Source organism: Achromobacter sp. ACRQX, from assembly GCF_022346505.1.
In the GTDB taxonomy this organism is placed as follows: Bacteria; Pseudomonadota; Gammaproteobacteria; order Burkholderiales; family Burkholderiaceae_B; genus Achromobacter; species Achromobacter animicus.
This window is the reverse complement of record NZ_JAKRML010000051.1, coordinates 1-22167: the sequence shown is the minus strand read 5'-3', so window position 1 is coordinate 22167 and position 22167 is coordinate 1. Positions and strand designations below refer to the sequence as shown.

Here is a 22167-nt window from a genome sequence, read left to right as displayed (position 1 = left end):
GCCAAGCGCAGCGCGCTGATCGGCATGGGCATGACCGAAAAGCAGGGCGGGGGGGGGGTGGGGGGCCCGCGCGGGGGGGGCGGGGGGTTAGGGGGGCCGCGACGGGGCCGCCGGCGGTTTGGGGCCCCGGGGGGGGGAGGCCACATGTTTTGTCCGCGCGGGGCCCCCATGGGGCCCCCGGCCGGGCGCACCCCCCCCAACCCCACCCCACACCACACCCACATCGACCGCCGGGGTGGGCCTGAGCTCCCCCCCGCCGCACGCCCGCGGCCGCCCCCCCGCCGCCGCCGCCGGCCCCGCCCTCGACGTCGCCGACCGTCGTGTATGAGGTCGTCAGGTCCAGGGCGGTATCTCCGTTGCCACCATCGCCGCCGCGGCCTCCATTGGATGCGCCGCCGACGCCGCCGGCCCCCGACACTCCCACGATCGCACCCCAGGCATCGGGCTGGTGCGACATGTTCACGGATAACAGCAACAGACCAAAGCAGAGCTTGGTCGCGGTGGTTCTGGCATTGAGAAACAGCATTGAATCTGCGCGGCGCAGCGCCGCGCGGGAATCCACGAGCATCAATCGATCATCCTGGGTGTTGATTCATGCGTGGCTTCTTTTCGTTCAGCTCAGCTGATCGTCAAAGCCCATCGCGTCGGTGTGATCGATTGTGTTCAAGGTCCGCGGCCGCACCCAGAGTACGTTTACTCCGATGGCGCGCCCCGCCTATCAGGATCAACGTCCGCTTGGGAATCCGACGAGTCTCAGTTGCGCTGGATTCGATAACGTGCCAGCCCGCTGGGACGTTATCGGCGGCAAGGGCGTATTCATGCCGACGGCAATCAAAGTGCAAATTTGCATCTTGAAAGCGCAGTAATGCGCTCCCGGAACTTCGTGCCACGGTTACGCTGGAGCCTTCTGATCACCCACCTTCTTTCCCATATCCCCAAGGAGAAAACGATGACAACGCAAGCGAACCCGCTCGACAAGAAAACCGCCTACTGGGGCGTGCCGTGGGAAGACGCCTATGGGTATGCGCAGGCGGTGCAGGTGGGCAACGAAATCTATGTGTCGGGCCAGCTCAACCACGACCAGGACGGCAACCTGATCGCGCCGGCCGAACTGGACGACCAAGGCAAGCCGCGCGACTTCTCCACGATGGAAGCGCAGATGCGCGCCACCTACGAGAACCTGGCGGTGTTGCTGGGCAAATTCGGCGCCACGCTGGATAACGTCGTCGAAGAAACGCTGTATGTGCTGGATGTGGATGCCGCCTTTGCAGCGGCGGGCAAGGTGCGCAAGGCCGCGTACGGCACCGACCGTCCGCAAGTGGCCAGCAACCTGATCGGCGTGTCGCGTCTGGCGATGCCTGCGCAGTTGATCGAGATCGCTTGCAAGGCCATCCTGCGTCCCAAGGCTGCCGGCTGACCGGACACTGCTGCTTGGCGGGAAAAGGGCCTAGCGGCCCTCGATCAACGCCTTCTGCTTGGCCACGGCCGCGGCGCAAAAGCGCATGAAAGCCTGGACGCGCCGGGATCCGCGGATGTCAGGATGGGTGAGCAGCCAAAGCTCATCCTGAAGCTCGGGCACGACGGGACCGACGCGCACCACATCGGCCATCGCGTCGCCCAGCATGCAGGGCAGGTAGCCCATGCCCAGGCCGGCCGAGATACCCGCGCTTACTGCCGCAACCGAGTCCGACCGGTAGGCAATGCGGGATGGCGCCACACGGCTTTCAAGGTAATGCGCGGCCTTGAGCCCGGACAGCCCGCCCGCGTACGACACCCAATCCAGCTCGTAAAGGCGTTCGGCGGCGGGTATCTTGCGGCGAAATTGCTGCGCGGCCCCGTAGGGCGCCCACGCGATGCCTGCCAGCCTGCGTCCCACCCAGCTCTCGGGCGGGCGCCGCGTCGCCCTGAGCGCGACGTCGGATTCGTCCCGCGCCAGATCCAGTGTGCCGTTGCCGACCAGCACCTCGACGGTCAATGAGGGATGCGCCGCTCTGAATTCAGCAATGATGGGCGTCAGGAAATACAGCAGAAGCGAATCGCTGGTGGCGACGCGCAGCGTGCCCTGCGGATCGTGCGCGGCGCCGGAAATGCGTCGGGCCACGCTGACGACATCGAGTTCGACGCGCTCGCTCAGTGCGCGCAGCTCCGTGCCCTCAGGCGTCAGCTTGTAGCCCGCGTGCCGCCGGTCGAACAACGCGACGCCCAGCGCGGCTTCGGCGTGCGCCACGCGGCGCGAGACGGTGGATGCATTGATGCCGAGCTTTTCGGCAGCGATCGACCGATTGCCGCAGTCGCTCAGCGTCTTGATGATGCGCAGGTCATCCCATGACAACTGTTGCGCCGCGTCGCGCTGTCCCATGGAAAGGCGATCGGAGTGCGTCTGAGTTTTAGCGGGTTTGGACGGCACGATGATTGGCGGATGCTCTTTCGCGGCGGATTATCGGGAATCGTCGGTGATCCTGCCCTCGCGATTTGCCCTCCCGATGGCTCCTTGCGATTGTCTTCGCGATGGTGCCCCGCGCGATTTTGTCCACGGGCTTTCGCCCGCAGTATCGGCGAAAACAAAAATGGGCCCATGAAGGGCCCGGAACAACGCACTGCTTTAATCAGTTGGCGCGCCCGACAGGAATCGAACCTGTATCAAGAGCTTCGGAAACTCTCATTCTATCCATTGAACTACGGGCGCAGCGCAAGGAGGCGGTATTGTACCCAGTTTTACGCGTTCTGCATGAACTGGATCAAATCCTCCGGCAAACTCATCGAAAACCCGTCCTTTCTCATTGGACGATCGTCCATGACACCGTTATATAATCCAGCGTTTGCTTGCAGGCGGGCATGAGTTGCCGCCGACTTGTGCAGTTCTGATTTTCTGTTGCCGCCGCCAGGCGCCCCCGGTACCCGTTAGCAGGATTAGGTCATGAGCAACGAGCAGGAACACATAGAAGAGCACTCCTCCCCCATCAAGACCCCGAAGCAACTGATCGTCACGATCGTCCTGGCTTTCGTGGTTCCCATCGCCATCATCATCCTTCTGGTGAACATGGTGGTCACCGGCACCAAGACCGGCGCCGGCTCGGACGCTTTGTCCGGCGAGGCCGTCGCACGGCGGATCGCGCCCGTTGCGGGATTCGAACTCGTTGACGCCAACGCGCCCAAGGTCTTCAAGACCGGCGAACAGGTCTTCGCCAGCGTCTGTACGGCCTGTCACACCGCTGGCGTGGCGGGCGCACCCAAGCTGGGCGACAACGCCGCGTGGGCACCGTTCATCAAGGCTGGCTACGACGAGATGATGAAGGTCGCGCTGCACGGCAAGGGCGGCATGCCCGCCAAGGGCGGCAACCCGGCCCTGTCCGACTACGAAGTCGCGCGCGCCGTGGTCTACATGGCCAACAAGTCCGGCGCCTCGCTGCCGGAACCGGCAGCCCCCGCTGAAGACGGCGCCAAGAAGGAAGGCGAAGCCGCACCGGCTGCGCAAGCCGCTGCACCGGCGCCGGCGGCTCCCGCTGCTGCCGCGCCCGCCGCCGCTGCTCCTGCCGCCGCTCCTGCTGCTGCCGCTCCCGCCCCCGAGCAAAAGGCCGCCGCCGTCAACCCGGCGGGCGAACAGCTCTACAAGACGGCCTGTTTCGCGTGCCACGCCACGGGCGTGGCCAACGCGCCCAAGTTCGGCGACAAGGCGGCCTGGGAGCCCTACATCAAGACCGGCATGGACGCGATGGTCAAGGTCGCCATGACGGGCAAGGGCGCAATGCCTCCCAAGGGCGGCGCAGCCAACGCCTCGGAAGACGACATCCGCGCCGCCGTGGAGTTCATGGTGAACGCCGCCAAGTAATACCCGCCCGCATCGCAGGCGATAAAAAGCCCCTTGAATCTTCAAGGGGCTTTTTTTATCCGGTGACCCGGCTTCGCGTGGCAACGGTGTCAGACACCTCGCCACCCAGCGATCAGTCCGCCGCCGACGTCTTCACCAGCGACATGCCCAACTGCACGCGGCGCTGCAGCCACAGGCTGGGACGGTAACGGGTGTCGCCCGTCACGCGCTGCATGCTCTTCAGGATTTCCAGAATGCGATCGGCGCCCAGCTTGTCGCCCAAAGCCAGCGGGCCTACCGGGTAACCCAGCCCCAGCGTCACGGCCAGGTCGATGTCCTCGGGCGTGGCGATCTTCTGCTGCGCGATATCGCAGGCGATGTTCACGATGTGCGCCACGATACGTTGCGCGATGAAGCCGGGAGAATCCTCGATCACCGTGACGGGCACGCCGTCGGCGGCCAGCAGTGCATGGGCGGCATCACGCCACTTGTCCTCGGTGGCGGGCGAGACCATGATCGTGCGGCGCTTCGCGTTATCGAACGCATACAGCGTGTCCAGGCCAACCGTGCGGCCCGCGTTCAGGCCTTGCGCGGAGACGCTGGTGGACACGTCTTCACCGAACGGCGTGACGATAATCAGCGCATCGGCATCCGGCGTCGATCCCGTGACCAGCGTGCCGCCCAGCTTTTCAACCAGCGCGGACGCGCGGGCGTAGCCTTCGCCGTGCTTGGGGCTGACCCAGACCTTCAGGCCCTCGGGCAGCGCGGGCGCAGCCGCTTCGGCCGGCACCTGCTTCTGGCCGTCGGCGTAGACGTAGAAGCCCTCCCCCGCCTTGCGGCCGATCAGCCCGCCCGCCAGGCGCACGGTCGTGATCGGCGACGGGCGAAAGCGCGGCTCGTCAAAGAACTGGCGGTAGATGGATTCCATCACCGGATGCGAGACGTCGAGCGCGGTCAGGTCCAGCAGTTCGAACGGTCCCATGCGAAAGCCCGCCTGCTCGCGCATCACGGCGTCGACCTGGGCGAAGGTGGCCACAGCCTCCTGCGCGACGCGCAGGCCTTCGGTATTCATGCCGCGGCCGGCGTGGTTGACGATGAAACCGGGCATGTCCTTGGCGCGCACGGGCGTGTGACCCATGCGGCGGGCCAGCTCGGCCAGGACGTCGCCCACTTCCGGCGCGCTGCGCAGGCCGTCGATGACCTCGACCACCTTCATCAGCGCAACGGGATTGAAGAAGTGATAGCCGGCCACGCGTTGCGGACGCTTGCAGGCGGCCGCAATCGCCGTGATGGACAGCGACGAGGTGTTGGACGCCAGGATGCAGTCCTCGGACACCACGCCTTCCAGCGCGGCGAAAAGATCACGCTTGACGTCCAGCCGCTCGACGATGGCTTCGACCACGAGCTGGCAGTTCGACATGTCGGTCAGCGCGGTGGCCGATTCGACGCGCTCGAGCGCGGCTTGTGCGTCGGCGGCGGTCAGCTTGCCCTTCTGGGCCAGCTTTTCCCAGGTCTGGCGCAAGGATTCGCGCGCGGCCGCAATGGCCTCCGAACTGGTGTCGTACAGACGCACGCGCAGGCCGGCCTGCGCCGCGATCTGCGCGATGCCGCGCCCCATGGCCCCGGCGCCCACGACGCCGATGGTTTGAATCTCCGTCATCAACTCTCTCCTGCCTGTATTGGAATGGATCGTGCGCCTGGCGCGGCGCGGCGTGCGCGACAGGCGGACTGGCCGCCTTCGCGCGCGCATCAGGCCCGGCTCTGCGCCAGCGCCTGGATTTCTTCGGCCGACAGTCCCAGCTTTTCGGACAGGACCTGCTCGGTGTGCTCGCCCAGCATGGGCGGCGCGCGGCGGTACTCGACCGGGCTGCCGGAAAACTTCAGCGGGCTGGCGGCCACGGGCACGGTGCCGGCAGCCGGATGCGGCAGCTCGCGCTTCATGTTGCGGGCCAGGACGTGCGGGTCTTCGTAAACCTGGTCCAGCGTGTTGATGGGCCCAGCCGGCACGCCCACGCCTTCCAGCGCGGCAAGCCAGTGGTCGCGCTCGCCGGTGGCCATGCGCTCGGCCAAGAGGGGCACGAGTTCCTCGCGGTTCTTCACGCGTTGCGGGTTGGTGGCGAAACGCGGGTCGGCCGACAGCTCGGGCAGGCCGATCGCGCCGCAGTAGTTGCGGAACTGGCTGTCGTTGCCCACGGCCACGATGAGGTGACCATCGCTGGCCGCGAACACCTGGTAGGGAACCAGGTTCTGGTGCGCGTTGCCGGCGCGGCGCGGGGCCACGCCGGAGGTCATGAAGTTCAGGTTCTGGTTGGCCATCATGGCGACCTGGCAGTCCAGCAGGGCCATATCGATGTGCTGGCCCAGGCCGCTGCGGGCGCGCTCGTGCAGCGCGGCCAGGATGCCCACGGTGGAATACATGCCCGTCATCAGGTCGGCCACGGCCACGCCGGCCTTCTGCGGACCGCCGCCGGGCAGGTCGTCGCGTTCGCCCGTGATGCTCATCAGGCCGCCCATGCCCTGGATCATGAAGTCATAGCCGGGACGGCTGGCGTACGGGCCGGTCTGGCCGAAGCCCGTGATCGAGCAATAGATCAGGCGCGGGTTCAGTTCCTTCAGGCTCTCGTAGTCCAGGCCGTACTTGGAAAGGCCGCCCACCTTGAAGTTTTCAACCAGGATGTCGCTTTGCAGCGCCAGCTCGCGCACCAGCTCCGCGCCGCGCGGCGACGCGATGTCCAGCGCCACCGACATCTTGTTGCGGTTGGCCGACAGGTAGTACGCGGCCTCGGTGGTGTCGTGGCCCGCTTCGTCCTTCAGGTACGGGGGGCCCCAGGCGCGCGTATCGTCGCCCGAGCCGGGCCGTTCGATCTTGATCACCTCGGCGCCAAGGTCGGCCAGGTTCTGGGTGCACCAGGGACCCGCCAGCACACGGGTCAGATCCAGCACGCGTATGCCGGTGAGGGGAGCGGGACGTTGCGACATCGGTAATCTTTTCGCTAGAAGGGAAATGAGAACTTCCGGCCCCGCGGAGAAGCGCCGGGCGGACTGGGATTCCGTCATGCCAGAAGGCGGCCCGCGGGGGCCGCCTTCCGATCAACATTCGTCAGACTGGATATTAGCCTCTGGAACGCGTTGGCCGGACGTCTGGCGACGGAAAGATCAGGAATGCGCCTTGATGGTCTCGCGCGCGATGACCAGCTGCTGGATCTGCGAGGTGCCTTCGAAGATGCGGAACAGGCGCACGTCGCGGTAGAAGCGTTCCACCGCGTATTCGGACATGTAGCCCGCACCGCCGTGGATCTGCACCGCGCGGTCGGCGACGCGGCCCACCATTTCGGTGGAGAAGAGCTTGCAGCAGGCGGCCTGCATGGTGGTGTTCTCGCCGCGGTCGCGCATGCGGGCGGCGTCCAGCACCATGCAGCGGGCCGCATACAGCTCGGCCTGGCTGTCGGCGATCATCGCCTGGATGAGCTGGAACTCGGCGATGGGCTGGCCGAACTGCTTGCGCTCGGTGGCGTACTGCACGGCGTCGCGCAACAGGCGGTCGGCAATGCCCACGCACAGCGCGGAAATGTGCAGGCGTCCCTTGTCCAGCACGCGCATGGAGGTCCGGAAGCCGTTGCCTTCTTCGCCGCCCAGCAGCGCGCTGGCCGGGACGCGGCAGTTGTCGAACACGACGTCGCTGGTCAGCGCGCCGGCCTGGCCCATCTTCTTGTCCGGCTTGCCGATGATGAGGCCCGGCGTGCCCGCTTCGACCAGAAAGCACGAGATCGAATTGGCGCGGCGCTCGGGCGCGGTACGCGCCATGACCGAGAACAGGCCGGCGATGGGCGCGTTGGTGATGTAGCGCTTGGTGCCGTTCAGCACGTAGAAGTCGCCGTCGCGCTCGGCGGACACGCGCAGCGACATGGCGTCGGAACCGGCATCGGGCTCGGTCAGCGCAAAGGAGCCGATGAGCTCGCCGCTGGCCAGCTTGGGCAGGTAATTGGCGCGCTGCTCGTCGGTGCCGGCCAGGACGATGGCCTGCGAGCCGATGCCGATGTTGGTGCCTGCCAGCGAGCGGAAGGCGGGCGAGGTCTGGCCCAGTTCGAACACAACGCGGACCTCTTCTTCCATCGTCAGGCCCAGGCCGCCGTAGTCCGGCGAGATCGACAGACCGAACAGGCCCAGGTCGCGCATTTCGTTGACGATGTCCGGCGGCACTTCGCCGCTGGCGGCCAGTTCGTCCTCGGCGGGAATCAGGCGTTCGTGGACGAAGCGGCGGACGGCGTCGATCAGGAGGTTCAGGGTTTCGGTGTCGAGGGCCATGATGGAGGTCTCTATAAGCGGATATGGGTCAGGAACGGGGGGTGGCGGCCGGTTCAGGCGCGCATGCCGCCCACCAGCAGATCGAAATAGCCGTCGGCGATGGATTCGGCGCTGTCGCCCTGGCCGGGCTTGTACCAGCGCACCATCCAGTTCAGCATCGACAGCACGGCGCGGCCGGTGGCGGCCACGTCCAGCACACGGAATGCGCCTTCGGCCACGCCCTGCGCGATCACGTCGCGCAGCTGCTTCTCGTAGCTGTCGCGCAGGCGGGCGGCATCTTCGCGTTCGGACAGCGCCATGCCGGAATACCCGATCAGCATCGTCACGAACTGGGCGTGGTGCTGCTCGAAGTACCGGGCATGTCCCACCATGAAAGCGCGCAGGCGGGCCACGCCGCCCTCGGCGCCGGCCACGTCGCGGCCGACGGTGTGGGTCAGGCCCTCCAGCACCTCGAGGATGATGGCGTCGTAGATGTCCTGCTTGGTGGGGTAGTAGTGATAGATGGCCGCCTTGGACACGCCGATTGCGCCGGCCAGGTCGGCAATGGAGCTGCCGTCGTAGCCGCTGCGCGCGAACAGCTTGGCGGCTTCTTCCAGAATGCGTTCGCGCGGGGCGGCCAGGGTGGGTGGCCGGCCCGCACGGGCACGTTTCTGAATGGGTTGGGGGGTGATGCCCATGGACGCCTTTGGCAGGGGCCGCGCGAGGCCGGAGGGTTCTGGCGAACCGCAATTGACAGCCATTCCGCGCATGCCGTTAAATAAAGATTAATTAATTACCGGACGGTCGGTAGGTAATTAATATACTCCAAAACCTACAACGAGACGACGCCCCATGCCCCATCCCCTCGTGACTGATTTGTATGGCCAGATGTCCTTGCCGGTCATCAGTGCCCCGATGTTCATCGTGTCCAATCCCAAGTTGGTTATCGCGCAGTGCACGAGCGGCATCGTGGGGTCGTTTCCCGCGCTGAATGCGCGCCCGCAGACGCTTCTGACCGACTGGCTGGACGAAGTCCAGGCCGGTCTGGCGTCCTACCGCGAGGCCAATCCCGGCGCCCGCGTCGCGCCGTTTGCCGTCAACCAGATCATCCACCAGTCCAACGACCGGCTGGAACAGGACCTGGCGGTGTGCGCCAGCCACCGCGTGCCGCTCATCATCACCAGCCTGCGGGCCCCCGGCGACCTGGTGAAGGGCGTGCACGACTGGGGCGGCAAGGTCTTCCATGACGTGACGACGATCCGGCACGCGGAAAAGGCGCTGGAAGCGGGCGTGGACGGGCTGATCCTGGTGTGCGCGGGCGCGGGCGGCCATGCCGGCACGCTCAGCCCCTTCGCGCTGATCTCTGAAGTGCGCCGCTTCTATGACGGCCCCCTGATCCTGTCGGGCGCCATCACCTCGGGCGCGCACGTCCTGGCCGCGCAGGCCATGGGCGCGGACTTCGCCTATATGGGCACGCGCTTCATCGCCAGCGAGGAAGCGAACGCCAGCGACGGCTACAAGGCCGCGATCGTCGAGGCCAGCGCCTCGGACATTCTGTACACGCCGTTCTTCACCGGCATTCCGGGCAACTATCTGAAGGCCAGCATCGCGGCCGCTGGCCTGGATCCGGCCAACCTGCCCGCCCCGGACAGCGGCGCATCCAATTTCGGCACGACCCGCGTCAAGCCCTGGAAGGACATCTGGGGCGCCGGCCAGGGCGTGGGCGGCATCGCAAGCGTCGAGCCGACCCGCAAGATCGTCGACACGCTGCGGCATGAATACGCCGAGGCAAAGGCCCGCCTGGCCACGGGACCGCACGCATGAGCGCCGGCCTGAAGGTGGCGCGCGACGGCGCCGTCCTCACGCTGACAATCGACCGCCAGGACCGCCGCAACGCGCTGGACACCGCCACCTATGCCGCCCTGACCGAGCAGATTTCGCTCGCCAGCGCGGACGTGGCGGTCTCGGCGGTCATCCTGACGGGCGCGGGCGAACATTTCACGGCGGGCAACGACCTGCGCGACTTCCAGGCCGAACGCGGGGCGGGCGACAGCGCCGGGCTGACGTTCCTGCGCGCGCTGACCACGGCCGACGTACCCGTCATCGCCGCGGTCGAGGGTTACGCCATCGGCATCGGCGTGACGCTGCTGCAGCACTGCGATTTTGTCCACATCGGGGAAGGCGCGACCCTGCGCATGCCGTTTGTCGCCCTGGGGCTGTGTCCGGAAGGCGCGTCCAGCCTGCTTATGCCGCGCCTGGTGGGCCGCCGGGCAGCGCAGTGGCTGATGCAGGGCAAAGCTTTTTCGGCGCAGGAGGCGGTGGACGCCGGCCTGGCCACGTCCGTCACACCCAAAGGCGAGGCGCTGGCTGCGGCCCAAGCCACCGCAGCGGACCTGGCGCGCCAGCCCCCGGCCGCGCTGCGCCTGACCAAGGCCATGATGAAGCGGGCGGACCGGCAGGCCATCCAGGAGACGCTGGACTACGAAGCCCAGCAGTTCCGCGCCCGCCTGCAGACCGAAGAGGCGCAGGCGGCGTTCGCGAAGTTCTTCAAGAAATAGCGCGTCAGAAGGGCGAATCGGGCCGGAAGTTCGGCGCCCGGCGTTCACGCAGGGAATTGATGCCCTCGCGCACGTCCGGGCCGCCAAAACCCATGAATTCCAGCGCCAGCGACGTGTCGAAAGTCGGTCCGGCCATGCGCAGCCAGTTGTTCAGCGAATATTTGGTCCAGCGGATCGCCGTCTGCGACCCGGCCGCCAGCTTGTTGGCCACTTCGAACGCCTTGCCGATCAGCTCGGCCTCGTCCACGCAGAGCGACACGAGGCCGATTCGTTCGGCTTCCTCGCCAGACACCGTCTCGCACAGCATGAGGTAGTACTTGGCCTTGGCCATGCCGCACAGCAGCGGCCAGACGATGGCGGCGTGGTCGCCCGCCGTGACGCCAAGCCGGGTGTGGCCGTCGATGATGCGGGCGTCGCGCGCCGCGATCGAGATGTCTGCCAGGAGGCCGGCCACCAGCCCCGCCCCCACCGCCGCGCCGTGCATGGCCGACACGATGGGCTTGCTGCAATTGATGATGTTGTAGACCAGGTCGCGCGCCTCGCGCCAGACGCGGGTGCGCACGTCGAAGTCGTCCGCCATCTGCTGCACCAGATCCAGGTCGCCGCCCCCCGAGAAGCCCTTGCCCTCGCCGCGGATCACCACGACCCGCGTGTCCGGATCGGTGTCGATGTCGCGCCAGATGTCGGCCAGTTCCCGGTGCATCCGGTCGTCGGCCGTGGAAAGCTTGCCCGGCACGCCGCCCTTGGCGCCCATGATCAGTTCCAGCACGCCGCCAGGATGGCGGCGCAGCTTCAGGGATTCGTAGGCCGAATAGTGTTCCAGCGTGATGTCGGTCATTGTCTGCTCCGGGTCTGGTCTTTGGTTGTTCGCACCCCGCCCCAAGGCGGCCGCGTTTTTGCGCACTATAGTGGATACGGCCGACCCGCCAAGACGATTTCCCTCCGGAGCCTCACCCCATGAACACCCCCGCCGTCCCCATTGACCGCGCCGCGTTGCCCGCCCTGTTCGCACCCCGCGCGGACGACTCGCACAAAGGCAGCTTCGGCACCGTGGGCGTGGTGGGCGGCGGTCCCGGCATGACCGGCGCAGCCCTGCTCGCCGCCCGCGCTGCCCTGAAGACCGGCGCCGGCAAGGTGCTGGTGGGTTTCGTGCAGGAAACGCTGCCGCTGCCCTGCGACCCGCTGCAACCCGAACTGATGCTGCGCGACTTCCGTTCGCTGCTGGAAGAAGACTGGGGCGTGACCGCCTGGGTCGCCGGCTGCGGGATCGGCACGGGCGCGCTGGCCGCCAACGCCCTGTCGGAACTGTTCGTCCTGCGGCGGCACGCGCCGCTGGTCCTGGACGCCGACGGCCTGAATCTGCTCGCCCGCGGCGAAATCCGGCCAACCTGGGGCGCGGGCCCCGTCGTGCTGACCCCGCACCCGGCGGAAGCCGCCCGTTTGCTGGGCGTCGGCACGGACACCATCCAGCGCGACCGCCCCGCCGCCGCCCGGCAACTGGCGCAGCGCTTTCAGGCGTGGGTGGTGCTCAAGGGCGCCGGCACCGTGGTGTGCGCCCCGGACGGCGGCCTGCACATCAACACCACGGGCAACCCGGGCCTTGCCACCGCCGGAACCGGGGACGTATTGGCCGGCATGCTGGGCGCGCTGATCGCCCAGAAGCTGCTGCTGGACCAGGCCGTGCTCGGCGCCGTCTGGCTGCATGGCGCCGCCGCCGATGCGCTCGTCGCCCAGGGTGTCGGCCCCATCGGCCTGACGGCCGGCGAGCTGGCCGACGCCGCCCGCACCCTGCGCAACGCGCGCTAAGTCCAAGCCCGACAAAACATTTTTACAACATACTAGGGTTTTCCCCTAAAATGAGATTGCTATTGGCCTAGGGTTATCCCTATAATGGTTTACCCCATGACGAAACGGACTGGAGCCAAACCATGAGCGAACTGACCCTGAACAACACTGCCCGCCTGACCGACGCGCTGGAGCGTGACCTGCTCCGCGGCGCTCTCGAAAACCAACCGAATTCTCACCCGCTGACCAGCCTGAAGAAGGCTGGCCAATCCGTAGCAGCCGCTGTAGCCGCCGTCTTTGCCTTCATCGACGAAGTGAACGAATCGATGAACAAGGCTCGCGCCGCCAGCTCGCGCTTCTCCGGATCGCAGTGGTAATAACAGCCGCGCCAGGCTGAATCGCGACCAATCTCCCGCGACTCAGCCTGGCGCGCTGCCGTTGCCGCGCCCGCCTGGCCCTCCCCAGGCGCCCGCCGCAACGTTTCGGCGCCCGTCCCCTCACCGGCGCCATCGCGTCGCGAGAGGTCCCAAGAGGGACCGCGCGACGCCCTCTCTCCCTTCCCCTCTCGGCGTTTTCCCTAGCGCCCCGATTGCCGCTGCGCATTGACAGCGCGCGAACCCCCTACCGATAATCGGCCCCTTGCCGTCGTGCCCTGGCGACATTTCCCCGCAAGCCCCCTGGCCGACGCAGTCGTCCCCTGGCGCGCGTGGCCGCCTGCACGATCCGGTTCGTTCCCCATCCGGAGTTGTCACCATGAAGTTGCGCACCACCCTGGCCCTTGTGGCCGCCGCCATTCCCCTGGCAGCCGCCCAAGCCCAGACGCTGAAGATCGGCCTGTCGGCCGAACCGACCTCGGCGGACCCCCACTATCACAAGATGACGCAGAACGACGCGTTCTCCGCGCACGTCTACAACTCGCTGGTGGGCCGCAGCGCCGACATGAAGCTGGTTCCCCAGCTTGCGACTTCCTGGAAGAACCTGGACGACCTGACCTGGGAATTCAAGCTGCGCGACGACGTCAAGTTCTCGAACGGCAAGCCGTTCACGTCCGAAGACGTGCTGTTCACGATCTGCCGGACGCTGAACAACGAAACCAACGTGTCGCAGTCCTACATGGACATGACCAAGCGCATCACCGACGTCCAGACGCCGGACGCGCACACCGTCATCATCAAGACGGGCGAACCCTTCCCCCTGATGCCGGCCGAACTGGCCCGCTCGCTGCCGATCATCTGGAACGGCATCGTCGAGCACGGCAAGCTCACGTATGACCCCAAGAAGGGTTGCGGCGTGACGGGCGCCTGGCCCACGGTCGTCGACTTCAACAACGGCAAGGACGCCATCGGCACCGGCCCCTACATGCTGAAGTCCTACGTCAAGGGCACCGGCATCGAACTCGTCCGCAACGAGAACTACTGGGGCGAAAAGCCGCACTGGAAGGAAGTGAAGTTCGTGCCGGTGCCGTCCGCCGGCCCGCGCCTGACCGGCCTTTTGTCCGGCGACTTCGACATGATCGAAAACCCCGCCGCGCGTGACCTGCCGCGCCTGAAGGACAACCCGAAGTTCGGCTTCGTGGCCACGCCGTCCACCCGCCTGGTGTTCTTCCAGCCGGACGTGGGCCGCAACCCCAGCCCGTTTGTCAAGAGCGCCGACGGCAAGAACCCGCTGCAGGACCTGCGCGTGCGCAAGGCCATCAACATGGCCATCGACCGCAAGACCATCACCGCCCGCATCATGGACGGCATGGCGACCCCGGCCTTCCAGTTCATGCCCGACGGCATGTTCGGCGCGCTGCCCAAGGCCCCGGAAATCAAGTACGACCCCGAAGGCGCCAAGAAGCTGCTGGCCGAAGCCGGCTACCCGAACGGCTTTGAACTGACGCTGTCGTCCACCAACGATCGTTACGTCAACGACGGCCAGGTCGCCCAAGCCGTGGCCCAGTACCTGTCGCGCGTCGGCATCAAGACCAACGTGGACGCGATGACCGCCTCCATCTACTTCCCCAAGCGCGCCAAGCGCGAGTTCAGCTTCTCGATGGGCGGCTGGCCGGCGGAAACGGGTGAAGCGTCGGCGCTGTTCCAGTTGTGGGTCGCCACGCTGGATTCGCCCGTCAGCCTGGGCACCAGCAACTACGGCGGCTTCTCGAACGCCGACTTCGACAAGGTCTACAAGCAGGCCATCGTGACGGTTGACCCCGCCAAGCGCGAAAAGCTGCTGCAGGAATCCACCCAGATCGCCCTGGACAACGTGCCGCTGATCCCGCTGCACTTCGAAAGCAGCATCTGGGCATACCGCAAGGGCATTTCGTACGAAGGCCGCCGCGACCAGTACACCCTGGCCACCTCGGTCAAGCCCGACGCCAAGTGAGCCGGCAGGGCTGAGTAAAGAAGAAACGGCTGCCTCGTGCAGCCGTTTTGCCTTGTGGCGGCGCAAATGCGCCCCGCTTTGCCCGAGCCCCCCGCCCCATCCCCTACAATCGTCTCGCTTCATCGGAACCGCCATGCCCACGTCTTTGCCCCCGTCTTCGTCCGCCCCTGCCCCCCGTCCTTTCCTGTTGGCCTGTCCGGACCTGTCGGCCGAGCGCGTGGGCAACACCGACACGCCCGGCGTCTGGCATTTCGATTCCGGCGCGCCCGGCAGGCGGGTGATGCTGAGCGCGCTGATCCACGGCAACGAACTGTGCGGCGCCTGGGCGCTGAAGGACCTGCTTGCCGCCGGCCTGCGCCCGCGCCGCGGCACGCTGACGCTGGCGTTCTGTAACCTGGCGGCCTTCGACCGCTTCGACGCCCGCAATTACGCCCCCGCGCGCTTCGTGGACGAAGACATGAACCGCGTCTGGAGCGAGGACAAGCTGTCCGCGCCGATCTCCCAAGAGCGCCGCCGCGCCGCCGAGCTCCGGCCGTGGGTGGAACAGGCGGACTGGCTGCTCGACTTCCATTCGATGAGCAATTCCGACGTGCCGCTGCAGCTGACCGGCCTGGAACAGCGCAACATCGATCTGGCGCTGGCTTTGGGCAATCCCGCCACCATCATTGCCGACGCGGGCCACGCTGCCGGCGTGCGCATGCGCGATTTCGGCCGTTTCGGCGAAGCCGGCGACAACGGCACGCGGTCCCTGCTGATTGAATGCGGTTTCCATGGCGCCCCCGAGGCGCGCGGCGTGGCCGCCGACCAGATGGCGCGCTTTCTGGTGCAGGCCGGCACGGTGGACCGCAGCGACATCCCCGCCGCCTGGTTCGCGCCCGGCGCGCCGCTGCAGCGCGCGCTGCGCGTCACGCACGCTATCGCCGCCAAGAGCGCCGACTTCCGTTTCGCCGAGGCCTGGAAGGGCCTGGAGATGCTGCCCAAGGCGGGCACCGTCATCGGCTGGTCGGAAGGCGAGCCCGTCACCACCCCGTACGACAACTGCGTGCTCATCATGCCGTCCACCGCCAACCTGCGGCCCGGCGTCACCGTCGTGCGCCTGGCGCAGCCGATCGCCTAGCAACAGCCTTTCACCCCCGGCTTTTCCCCAACCCTGAGCCCACCAAGGAAATCATCTCGTGGCCTTGTTCATCCTACGCAGACTGATACAGAGTCTGTTCGTGCTGCTGGCCGTGTCGGTCGTGGTCTTCTTCGCGGTGTATGCCGTGGGCGACCCGATCGAGCTGCTGGTCAGCCCCGAAGCCAGCCAGGCCGCGCGCGAGGCGATGATCGCCCGCCTCGGCCTGGACCTGCCCGTCTGGCAGCAGTACACAGGCTTCCTGTGGCGCGCGCTGCACGGCGATCTGGGCACCTCGTTCGTGCACGGCATCCCGGCGATCGAACTGATCGTGCAGCGCATTCCCGCCACGTTCGAGCTCGTGATCGTCGCGATCATGCTGACCTGTGTGATCGGCATTCCGCTGGGCCTGGTTGCGGGCCTGTACCGCGATGAGTACGTGGGCCGCGGCATCATGGCCTCGTCCGTGCTGGGCTTTTCGCTGCCGAACTTCTGGCAGGGCATGATGCTGATCCTGCTGTTCGCCGTCTGGCTGGGCTGGCTGCCCGCCACCGGCCGCGGCGACACGGTGACCGTGCTGGGCGTGCGCCTGTCCATCCTGACCGCCGACGGCTGGTCGCACCTGATCATGCCCGCCATCAACCTGGCGCTGGCCAACATCGCCCTGGTGCTGCGCCTGACGGCCTCCGGCGTGGTGGAAGCCCGCAGCCAGGACTACGTGAAGTTCGCGCGCGCCAAGGGCGTCAAACCCGGCCGCATCGTGCGCCGCCACATCCTGCGCAACATCCTGATCCCGGTGGTCACGGTGATCGGCATGGAGTTCGGCACGCTGATCGCCTACTCGACCATCACCGAGACCGTGTTCGCATGGCCCGGCATGGGCAAGCTGCTGATCGACAGCGTCTATCAGCTCGACCGCCCCGTCGTCGTCGCCTACGTGATGCTGGTCACGCTGATCTTCGTCATCATCAACCTGGTTGTGGACATCCTGTACGCCGCGCTCGACCCGCGCGTGCAGCTCGTGGCCCCCGCTCATTGAACCGCCATGGCTAACTCTCCCAATCCCGGCCGCACCCGCACCGTCCAGCCTCTGGCCGAGACGCCCCGGCGCGCCGCCATCCTGAAAAAACTGCATGCGCGCCCCACGGTGCGCGGCTCGGTCATCGCGCTGGCCGTCCTGATCATCCTGGTGGTCTTCGCGCCGTTCTTCGCGCCGCAGAATCCGTACGATCTGGCCAATCTGTCGCTCATGGACGGACGCCTGGCCCCGCGCCAGGCGCTGATGGACGGCAGCATCGCCTGGCTGGGCACCGACGACCAGGGCCGCGACATGCTCAGCGCCATCCTGTATGGCCTGCGCATCAGCCTGATGGTGGGCCTGTCCGCCGTCGTGCTGGCAACCGCCATCGGCGGCGCGATCGGCCTGGTGGCCGCCTACATCGGCGGCTGGGTCGACACCGTGCTGATGCGCATCGTCGACTTCATCCTGGGCTTTCCGACCATTCTGGTGGCGCTGGTGCTGCTGGTGGTGCTGGGCCGGGGGGTCGACAAGGTGATCCTGGCGCTTGTCCTTGTGCAATGGGGCCACTACGCGCGGATCATGCGCAGCCGCGCCCTGCAGGAACGCCGCAAGGAATACGTCGAGGCCGCGGCCAACCTGGGCTTTCCGGCGTGGCGCATCATGCTCTTTCACCTGTTGCCCAACTGCCTGGGTCCGGTGATGGTGTTCGCCACCATCCAGATCGCGACCGCGATCGCGCTGGAAGCGACGCTGTCGTTCCTGGGCGTGGGCGTGCCGATCACCGAACCGTCGCTGGGCCTCTTGATCTCCAACGGCTTCCAGTACCTGCTGTCGGGCGACTACTGGATCAGCCTGTTCCCGGGCATTGCGCTCCTGGTTCTCATCCTCTCCATCAACATCGTGGGTGACCGCCTGCGCGAAAGCCTGGATCCTCGTCGAGCATGAGCGACATTCTTCTTGATGTGCGCGGCCTGCGCACTGCATTCCATACCGAGGCCGGCGCGTGGCTGGCGGTCGACGGTGTCGACCTGACCGTGCGCCGTGGCGAGATCGTGGGCCTGGTGGGCGAGTCCGGTTCGGGCAAGTCGGTCACAGGCTTTTCGCTGCTGGGCCTCATCGACCCGCCGGGCGAAGTCGTCGACGGCGAAGTGAAGTTCAAGGGCACGGACCTGCGCAAGCTGTCTGAAGAGCAGATGCGCCAGTTGCGCGGCAACCGCATCGCCATGATCTTCCAGGACCCGCTGATGACGCTGAACCCGGTGCTGCGCATCGGCGAGCAGATGATGGAAGCCATTCTGACGCACGAGGACGTGCCGCGCGCCCAGGCCGAGGAACGCTGCCGCGAGGCGCTGGCCATGGTCGGCATTCCGTCGCCGGAAAAGCGCCTGAAGAGCTATCCGCACGAATTCTCGGGCGGCATGCGTCAGCGCGTGGCGATCGCGATTGCGATGCTGAACAAACCCGACCTGATCATCTGCGACGAACCCACGACCGCGCTGGACGTGACCATCCAGGGCCAGATCCTGTACCGCATGCAGCAGATCTGCCGCGAGCACAACACGGCGCTGATCTGGATTACCCACGACCTGGGCGTGGTGGCCGAGCTGGCGGACCGCGTGGCCGTGATGTATGCCGGCCGTATCGTGGAAAGCGGTCCGGTCGAACAGGTGCTGGATGCTCCGCGCCACCCCTATACCAAGGGCCTTCTGGACTCGATGCCCGGCGCCACGCAGCCGGGCGCGCGCCTGCACCAGATCAACGGCATGGCGCCCAGCCTGGCGGGCCGTCCGTCGGGCTGTGCGTTCCGGCCGCGCTGCGTCAACGCGGTCACGCGCTGCACCGAGCAGGCCCCCTCCGTCACCACCGAAGGTTCGCGCAGCTATCGCTGTTACGTGCCGATTGCCCGCGAGGCACAGTAAGCAATGAGCCAAGCCGATACCCCCGTCATCGAGCTCAAGAACGTCCACAAGCGCTTCGAGCAGCGGCCTGACCTGGCCCAACGCATTCTCGCCCTGACCGGCCGCCCCATCGACCGCCGCACCGTGTACGCGGTGAACGGCGTGGACCTGTCCATCAAGCGCGGCGAAGTCGTGGGCCTGGTGGGCGAGTCCGGTTGCGGCAAGTCCACGCTGGGACGCGTCGTGGCCGGCCTGCATCGCCAGACCGAAGGCGAGCTGCTGTACCAGGGCCTGGACGCCAACCGCCTGCGCGGCGCCGACAAGCTGGCGTACACGCTGGGCGTGCAGATGATCTTCCAGGATCCGCAGGCCTCGCTGAACCCGCGCCAGCGGCTGCGGCAGATCCTGGGCGAATCGCTGAAGGTGCACAAGCTGGCACCCCCGGCGGAGATCCCCGCCCGCGTCGACCAGGCGCTCACGGAAGTGGGTCTGGCCACCGAATACCGCGACCGCTTCCCGCACCAGATCTCGGGCGGTCAACGCCAGCGCATCGGCATCGCCCGCGCGCTGATGGTGGCGCCCAAGTTCCTGGTCTGTGATGAACCGGTGGCGGCGCTGGACGTGTCGATCCAGGCGCAGGTGATCAACCTGTTCATGGACCTGCGCGAACAGCACGGTTTCACGTACCTGTTCATCAGCCATGACCTGGGCGTGGTCAAGCACATCTCGGACCGCGTCGCGATCATGTATCTGGGTAAGATCGTGGAGATCTCGACGTCGGCCGAAATCTTTGCCCGCGCCAATCATCCGTACACGCAGGCGCTGATGGCCGAAGTGCCGGACGTGGCGCGCCGCGGCCGCAAATTCACGCCGATCAAGGGCGAGATTCCGTCGCCGCTGAATCCGCCGTCCGGCTGCACGTTCAACCCCCGCTGTCCCCACGCGATGCCGCGCTGCCGTGAAGTGGCGCCGGCCCTGAAAGAAATCTCGGCGGGCCACTGGTCGGCCTGCCACCTGAACGAAGCGAGCGCCTGATGAAACCTTCCGATATGTCCAACGTGGACCGCATCGCCATCGAAATGGGCCATGCGGGCCGCAACGCGATCCTGTACGTGGACGAGGACCGCAACTACGACCGTCCGTTCAAGCTGCAGACCTATCGCCCCTACGGCTACACGCCGGACCGCCCGGTGGTGATCGTGCAGCACGGCGTGCTGCGCAACGGCGACGAATACCGCGATTTCTGGGTCGAAGCCGCCGACAAGCACAAGCTGCTGATCGTGGCGCTGACGTTCTCGAACGAAATCTGGCCGGGCGTTGAAAGCTACAACAACGGCCGCGTGTTTTCGGCCGGCGGCAATCCGCGCCACATCGATGGCTGGACGTATGCGCTGGTGGGCAACGTCATCAAGGACATGATCGTCGGCGAGATCACCGACGGGCAGAACGTCTACCTGTTCGGCCACAGCGCGGGCGGCCAGTTCGTCCACCGCCTGATGAGCAGCCAGCCGCACGCGCCCTTCAAGGCGGTGACGGCGGGCAATCCGGGCTGGTACACGCTGCCGACGTTCGACTATCCCTATCCCGAGGGCATGGACGGCGTGGGGCTGACCGAGGACCATCTGGTGAAGCTGCTGGCCTACCCGATGACGATCCTGGCGGGCGACAAGGACATCGAGACCAACGATCCCAACCTGCCGTCCGAGCCCGCGGCAATGCGCCAGGGCCCGCACCGCTTTGCCCGCGCGCAGAACTACTTCGAATTCGGCCGCAAAGAGGCCGAGCGCCGCGGCGTGCCGTTTGGCTGGAAGCTGCAGGTAGTGCCGGGCATCGGCCACGACGGCCGCGCGATGTCTGCCGTGTGCGCGAGCCTGTGGTTCGATGGCAAGATGCCCGACGACGCCGAACTGGCCCGCCTGGCCGGCCAACAGGTCGCCTGAATCCCTTTTCCATTGCTGAAATCCGATACCGCCATGTCCAACACCCAGAGCACTGAACAGATCGTCGCCGGCATTCAAAGCTGGCTGCAATGCGAGTCGCCGTCGAACTTCCCGGAAGGCATCGCCGCGATGGCGCGCATCATCGCCGACTACGCGGCTGCGGCCGGCCTGACGGTGGAGCTGTCGTCGCTGGGGCCCACGACGGGCCCGCTGCTGTACGCGACCAACCGCGCGCCGGGCGATACGCGTCCGGGCATCCTGATCCTGGCGCACATGGATACAGTGCATCCGGTGGGCACGCTGCTGGAAAACCCGGTGCGCATCGACGGCGACCGTCTCTACGGCCCGGGCAGCTATGACATGAAGGCGGGCATCTATCTGGCGCTGACGGCGCTGGCCGGCGTGGCGCGTCCGGGTGCGACGCAACTGCCGGTGGATTTCCTGGTGGTGCCGGACGAAGAAACGGGCAGCCACGCCTCGCGCGCGCATATCGAACGCTTCGCCGCCAATGCCAAGTACGCGCTGGTGTGCGAACCGGCCCGCCCCAACGGCGGCAAGTGCGTGACGGCACGCAAGGGGACGGGCATGCTGAATCTGAACGTGAAGGGCCGCCCGGCCCACGCAGGCATGCAACACGAGAAGGGCCGCAGCGCAATCCGCGAGATGGCGCACCAGGTGCTGGCGCTGGAAGCGATGACGGACTACGACCGTGGGATCACGGTGAGCGTGGGGACCATCGCGGGCGGTACGGTCACGAACACGGTTCCGGCGCTGTGCCGCTGCGTGGTGGATTTCCGGGTGCCTGACATGGGCGCCGCGGAAGACGTGCTGCGCCGGATGCGTGAACTGTGCGCAGTGGGTCCGGACGTTGAACTGGACATCGACGTAGAACTGAACCGTCCGCCGATGGTGAAGACGGAGGCGGCGGCTGCGTTGCTGGCCTTGGTGCAGGGGTTTGCGGATCGCGCGGGCTTCTTGCTTGAAGATGCGCCGATGACGGGTGGCGGCAGCGATGCCAACTTCACGTCGGCAATGGGTATTCCGACGCTGGATGGGTTGGGAGCTGATGGAGATGGCGCGCATACGTTGAATGAGTATGTGCTGGTGTCTACGTTGGAGCAGCGGTTGAAGTTTTGGGAATTGCTGCTGCGGGATTTGGCTTAAGGGTTTGGTTTTTCGCGTTTTGTTGCGCGAAGAGCTGAGTTCTTGAGGCGTCCGGCACGGTGGCGGGCGGGCGGGTGGTTGAGTTCTTAAGACGTCCGGCACGGTGGCGGCCCGGGGTGCGCGGGGCCACGATTGCGGTCCGGAGCCTTCGCTCCGGACTGCCCCGTCGTCATCGTCGTTGTCGCCTCCGGCGACTGCCTTCCGATTCCCTCGGGCTTATCGACGCCC

20 protein-coding genes and 1 tRNA gene are annotated in these 22167 nt (G+C 66.7%); 14 read left to right on the top strand and 7 right to left on the bottom strand.

Annotated elements, in window-relative coordinates:
- The first annotated feature begins 949 nt into the window (after positions 1-949).
- Entirely contained in the window at positions 950-1417 is a 468-nt protein-coding gene (locus MHZ91_RS27740) for a Rid family hydrolase (protein WP_175139451.1), read from the top strand.
- A gap of 30 nt (positions 1418-1447) precedes the next feature.
- Here the strand turns inward: MHZ91_RS27740 and MHZ91_RS27735 are convergent, their stop codons facing one another.
- Positions 1448-2359: a LysR family transcriptional regulator gene (locus MHZ91_RS27735; protein WP_239216536.1), complete on the bottom strand. Its 912-nt coding sequence runs from the start codon at positions 2357-2359 to the stop codon at positions 1448-1450.
- 252 nt (positions 2360-2611) lie between these two features.
- A tRNA-Arg gene (locus tag MHZ91_RS27730) sits at positions 2612-2686 on the bottom strand.
- 231 nt (positions 2687-2917) lie between these two features.
- Here MHZ91_RS27730 and MHZ91_RS27725 point away from each other — a divergent pair.
- Positions 2918-3829, top strand: coding sequence for a cytochrome c5 family protein (locus tag MHZ91_RS27725; RefSeq protein ID WP_239216534.1), 912 nt, complete (start codon positions 2918-2920; stop codon positions 3827-3829).
- Between the two features lie 112 nt (positions 3830-3941).
- Here MHZ91_RS27725 and MHZ91_RS27720 read toward each other — a convergent pair whose 3' ends face one another.
- The 4 genes from MHZ91_RS27720 to MHZ91_RS27705 form a co-directional block, all read right to left on the bottom strand.
- Entirely contained in the window at positions 3942-5468 is a 1527-nt protein-coding gene (locus MHZ91_RS27720; protein WP_239216532.1) for a 3-hydroxyacyl-CoA dehydrogenase, read from the bottom strand.
- Between the two features lie 89 nt (positions 5469-5557).
- Entirely contained in the window at positions 5558-6787 is a 1230-nt protein-coding gene (locus MHZ91_RS27715) for a CaiB/BaiF CoA-transferase family protein (RefSeq protein WP_105237142.1), read from the bottom strand.
- Positions 6788-6964: 177 nt separating this feature from the next.
- Positions 6965-8113, bottom strand: coding sequence for an acyl-CoA dehydrogenase family protein (locus tag MHZ91_RS27710; protein ID WP_175139455.1), 1149 nt, complete (start codon positions 8111-8113; stop codon positions 6965-6967).
- 53 nt (positions 8114-8166) lie between these two features.
- Positions 8167-8790: a TetR/AcrR family transcriptional regulator gene (locus MHZ91_RS27705; RefSeq protein WP_175139456.1), complete on the bottom strand. Its 624-nt coding sequence runs from the start codon at positions 8788-8790 to the stop codon at positions 8167-8169.
- Between the two features lie 154 nt (positions 8791-8944).
- Between MHZ91_RS27705 and MHZ91_RS27700 the strand changes: the two genes are divergently transcribed.
- Entirely contained in the window at positions 8945-9916 is a 972-nt protein-coding gene (locus MHZ91_RS27700) for a nitronate monooxygenase family protein (RefSeq protein WP_175139457.1), read from the top strand.
- A complete protein-coding gene (locus tag MHZ91_RS27695; protein ID WP_105237138.1) occupies positions 9913-10650 on the top strand; it encodes an enoyl-CoA hydratase-related protein in 738 nt (245 codons plus the stop codon). The genes MHZ91_RS27700 and MHZ91_RS27695 overlap by 4 nt, the downstream gene beginning before the upstream one ends.
- Before the next feature lie 4 nt (positions 10651-10654).
- Here the strand turns inward: MHZ91_RS27695 and MHZ91_RS27690 are convergent, their stop codons facing one another.
- A complete protein-coding gene (locus MHZ91_RS27690; protein ID WP_175125116.1) occupies positions 10655-11488 on the bottom strand; it encodes an enoyl-CoA hydratase/isomerase family protein in 834 nt (277 codons plus the stop codon).
- 119 nt (positions 11489-11607) lie between these two features.
- On the opposite strand from MHZ91_RS27690, the gene MHZ91_RS27685 reads away from it, so the two are divergent.
- The 10 genes from MHZ91_RS27685 to MHZ91_RS27640 all read left to right on the top strand — a co-directional run bounded on the left by MHZ91_RS27685 (position 11608) and on the right by MHZ91_RS27640 (position 21939).
- Positions 11608-12456, top strand: a complete 849-nt coding sequence (locus tag MHZ91_RS27685) for an NAD(P)H-hydrate dehydratase (protein ID WP_239216531.1) — start codon at positions 11608-11610, stop codon at positions 12454-12456.
- 122 nt (positions 12457-12578) lie between these two features.
- On the top strand, positions 12579-12812 hold the full coding sequence (locus MHZ91_RS27680; RefSeq protein WP_008161006.1) for a hypothetical protein: 234 nt from the start codon (positions 12579-12581) through the stop codon (positions 12810-12812).
- Positions 12813-13188: 376 nt separating this feature from the next.
- Positions 13189-14802: an ABC transporter substrate-binding protein gene (locus MHZ91_RS27675; RefSeq protein ID WP_175186066.1), complete on the top strand. Its 1614-nt coding sequence runs from the start codon at positions 13189-13191 to the stop codon at positions 14800-14802.
- Between the two features lie 133 nt (positions 14803-14935).
- Positions 14936-15919 (top strand): succinylglutamate desuccinylase/aspartoacylase family protein, encoded by a 984-nt coding sequence (locus tag MHZ91_RS27670; protein WP_239216530.1) that lies wholly within the window; start codon positions 14936-14938, stop codon positions 15917-15919.
- Between the two features lie 58 nt (positions 15920-15977).
- Positions 15978-16955, top strand: coding sequence for an ABC transporter permease (locus MHZ91_RS27665; protein ID WP_056564864.1), 978 nt, complete (start codon positions 15978-15980; stop codon positions 16953-16955).
- A gap of 6 nt (positions 16956-16961) precedes the next feature.
- The gene (locus MHZ91_RS27660; RefSeq protein WP_105237134.1) at positions 16962-17882 is read left to right on the top strand and encodes an ABC transporter permease; all 921 of its coding nucleotides are present in this window, start codon (positions 16962-16964) and stop codon (positions 17880-17882) included.
- Positions 17879-18856, top strand: a complete 978-nt coding sequence (locus tag MHZ91_RS27655; RefSeq protein WP_175125110.1) for an ABC transporter ATP-binding protein — start codon at positions 17879-17881, stop codon at positions 18854-18856. The genes MHZ91_RS27660 and MHZ91_RS27655 overlap by 4 nt, the downstream gene beginning before the upstream one ends.
- Before the next feature lie 3 nt (positions 18857-18859).
- A complete protein-coding gene (locus MHZ91_RS27650; protein ID WP_175125109.1) occupies positions 18860-19870 on the top strand; it encodes an ABC transporter ATP-binding protein in 1011 nt (336 codons plus the stop codon).
- On the top strand, positions 19870-20775 hold the full coding sequence (locus MHZ91_RS27645; protein WP_239216529.1) for a S9 family peptidase: 906 nt from the start codon (positions 19870-19872) through the stop codon (positions 20773-20775). Before MHZ91_RS27650 ends, MHZ91_RS27645 begins: the two co-directional genes overlap by 1 nt.
- A 33-nt stretch (positions 20776-20808) precedes the next feature.
- The gene (locus tag MHZ91_RS27640; RefSeq protein ID WP_175186070.1) at positions 20809-21939 is read left to right on the top strand and encodes a M20 family metallopeptidase; all 1131 of its coding nucleotides are present in this window, start codon (positions 20809-20811) and stop codon (positions 21937-21939) included.
- Positions 21940-22167 lie beyond the last annotated feature (228 nt).

What these genes read in the sequence shown, in the direction of transcription:
- MHZ91_RS27640 (WP_175186070.1), top strand. Translation starts at nt 20,809, where the DNA reads ATGTCCAACACCCAGAGCACTGAACAGATCGTCGCCGGCATTCAAAGC.
- MHZ91_RS27700 (WP_175139457.1), top strand. Translation starts at nt 8,945, where the DNA reads ATGCCCCATCCCCTCGTGACTGATTTGTATGGCCAGATGTCCTTGCCG.
- MHZ91_RS27650 (WP_175125109.1), top strand. Translation starts at nt 18,860, where the DNA reads ATGAGCCAAGCCGATACCCCCGTCATCGAGCTCAAGAACGTCCACAAG.
- MHZ91_RS27705 (WP_175139456.1), bottom strand. Translation starts at nt 8,790, where the DNA reads ATGGGCATCACCCCCCAACCCATTCAGAAACGTGCCCGTGCGGGCCGG.
- MHZ91_RS27720 (WP_239216532.1), bottom strand. Translation starts at nt 5,468, where the DNA reads ATGACGGAGATTCAAACCATCGGCGTCGTGGGCGCCGGGGCCATGGGG.
- MHZ91_RS27660 (WP_105237134.1), top strand. Translation starts at nt 16,962, where the DNA reads ATGGCTAACTCTCCCAATCCCGGCCGCACCCGCACCGTCCAGCCTCTG.
- MHZ91_RS27655 (WP_175125110.1), top strand. Translation starts at nt 17,879, where the DNA reads ATGAGCGACATTCTTCTTGATGTGCGCGGCCTGCGCACTGCATTCCAT.
- MHZ91_RS27675 (WP_175186066.1), top strand. Translation starts at nt 13,189, where the DNA reads ATGAAGTTGCGCACCACCCTGGCCCTTGTGGCCGCCGCCATTCCCCTG.
- MHZ91_RS27695 (WP_105237138.1), top strand. Translation starts at nt 9,913, where the DNA reads ATGAGCGCCGGCCTGAAGGTGGCGCGCGACGGCGCCGTCCTCACGCTG.
- MHZ91_RS27740 (WP_175139451.1), top strand. Translation starts at nt 950, where the DNA reads ATGACAACGCAAGCGAACCCGCTCGACAAGAAAACCGCCTACTGGGGC.
- MHZ91_RS27715 (WP_105237142.1), bottom strand. Translation starts at nt 6,787, where the DNA reads ATGTCGCAACGTCCCGCTCCCCTCACCGGCATACGCGTGCTGGATCTG.
- MHZ91_RS27710 (WP_175139455.1), bottom strand. Translation starts at nt 8,113, where the DNA reads ATGGCCCTCGACACCGAAACCCTGAACCTCCTGATCGACGCCGTCCGC.
- MHZ91_RS27725 (WP_239216534.1), top strand. Translation starts at nt 2,918, where the DNA reads ATGAGCAACGAGCAGGAACACATAGAAGAGCACTCCTCCCCCATCAAG.
- MHZ91_RS27685 (WP_239216531.1), top strand. Translation starts at nt 11,608, where the DNA reads ATGAACACCCCCGCCGTCCCCATTGACCGCGCCGCGTTGCCCGCCCTG.
- MHZ91_RS27690 (WP_175125116.1), bottom strand. Translation starts at nt 11,488, where the DNA reads ATGACCGACATCACGCTGGAACACTATTCGGCCTACGAATCCCTGAAG.
- MHZ91_RS27735 (WP_239216536.1), bottom strand. Translation starts at nt 2,359, where the DNA reads ATGGGACAGCGCGACGCGGCGCAACAGTTGTCATGGGATGACCTGCGC.
- MHZ91_RS27680 (WP_008161006.1), top strand. Translation starts at nt 12,579, where the DNA reads ATGAGCGAACTGACCCTGAACAACACTGCCCGCCTGACCGACGCGCTG.
- MHZ91_RS27645 (WP_239216529.1), top strand. Translation starts at nt 19,870, where the DNA reads ATGAAACCTTCCGATATGTCCAACGTGGACCGCATCGCCATCGAAATG.
- MHZ91_RS27670 (WP_239216530.1), top strand. Translation starts at nt 14,936, where the DNA reads ATGCCCACGTCTTTGCCCCCGTCTTCGTCCGCCCCTGCCCCCCGTCCT.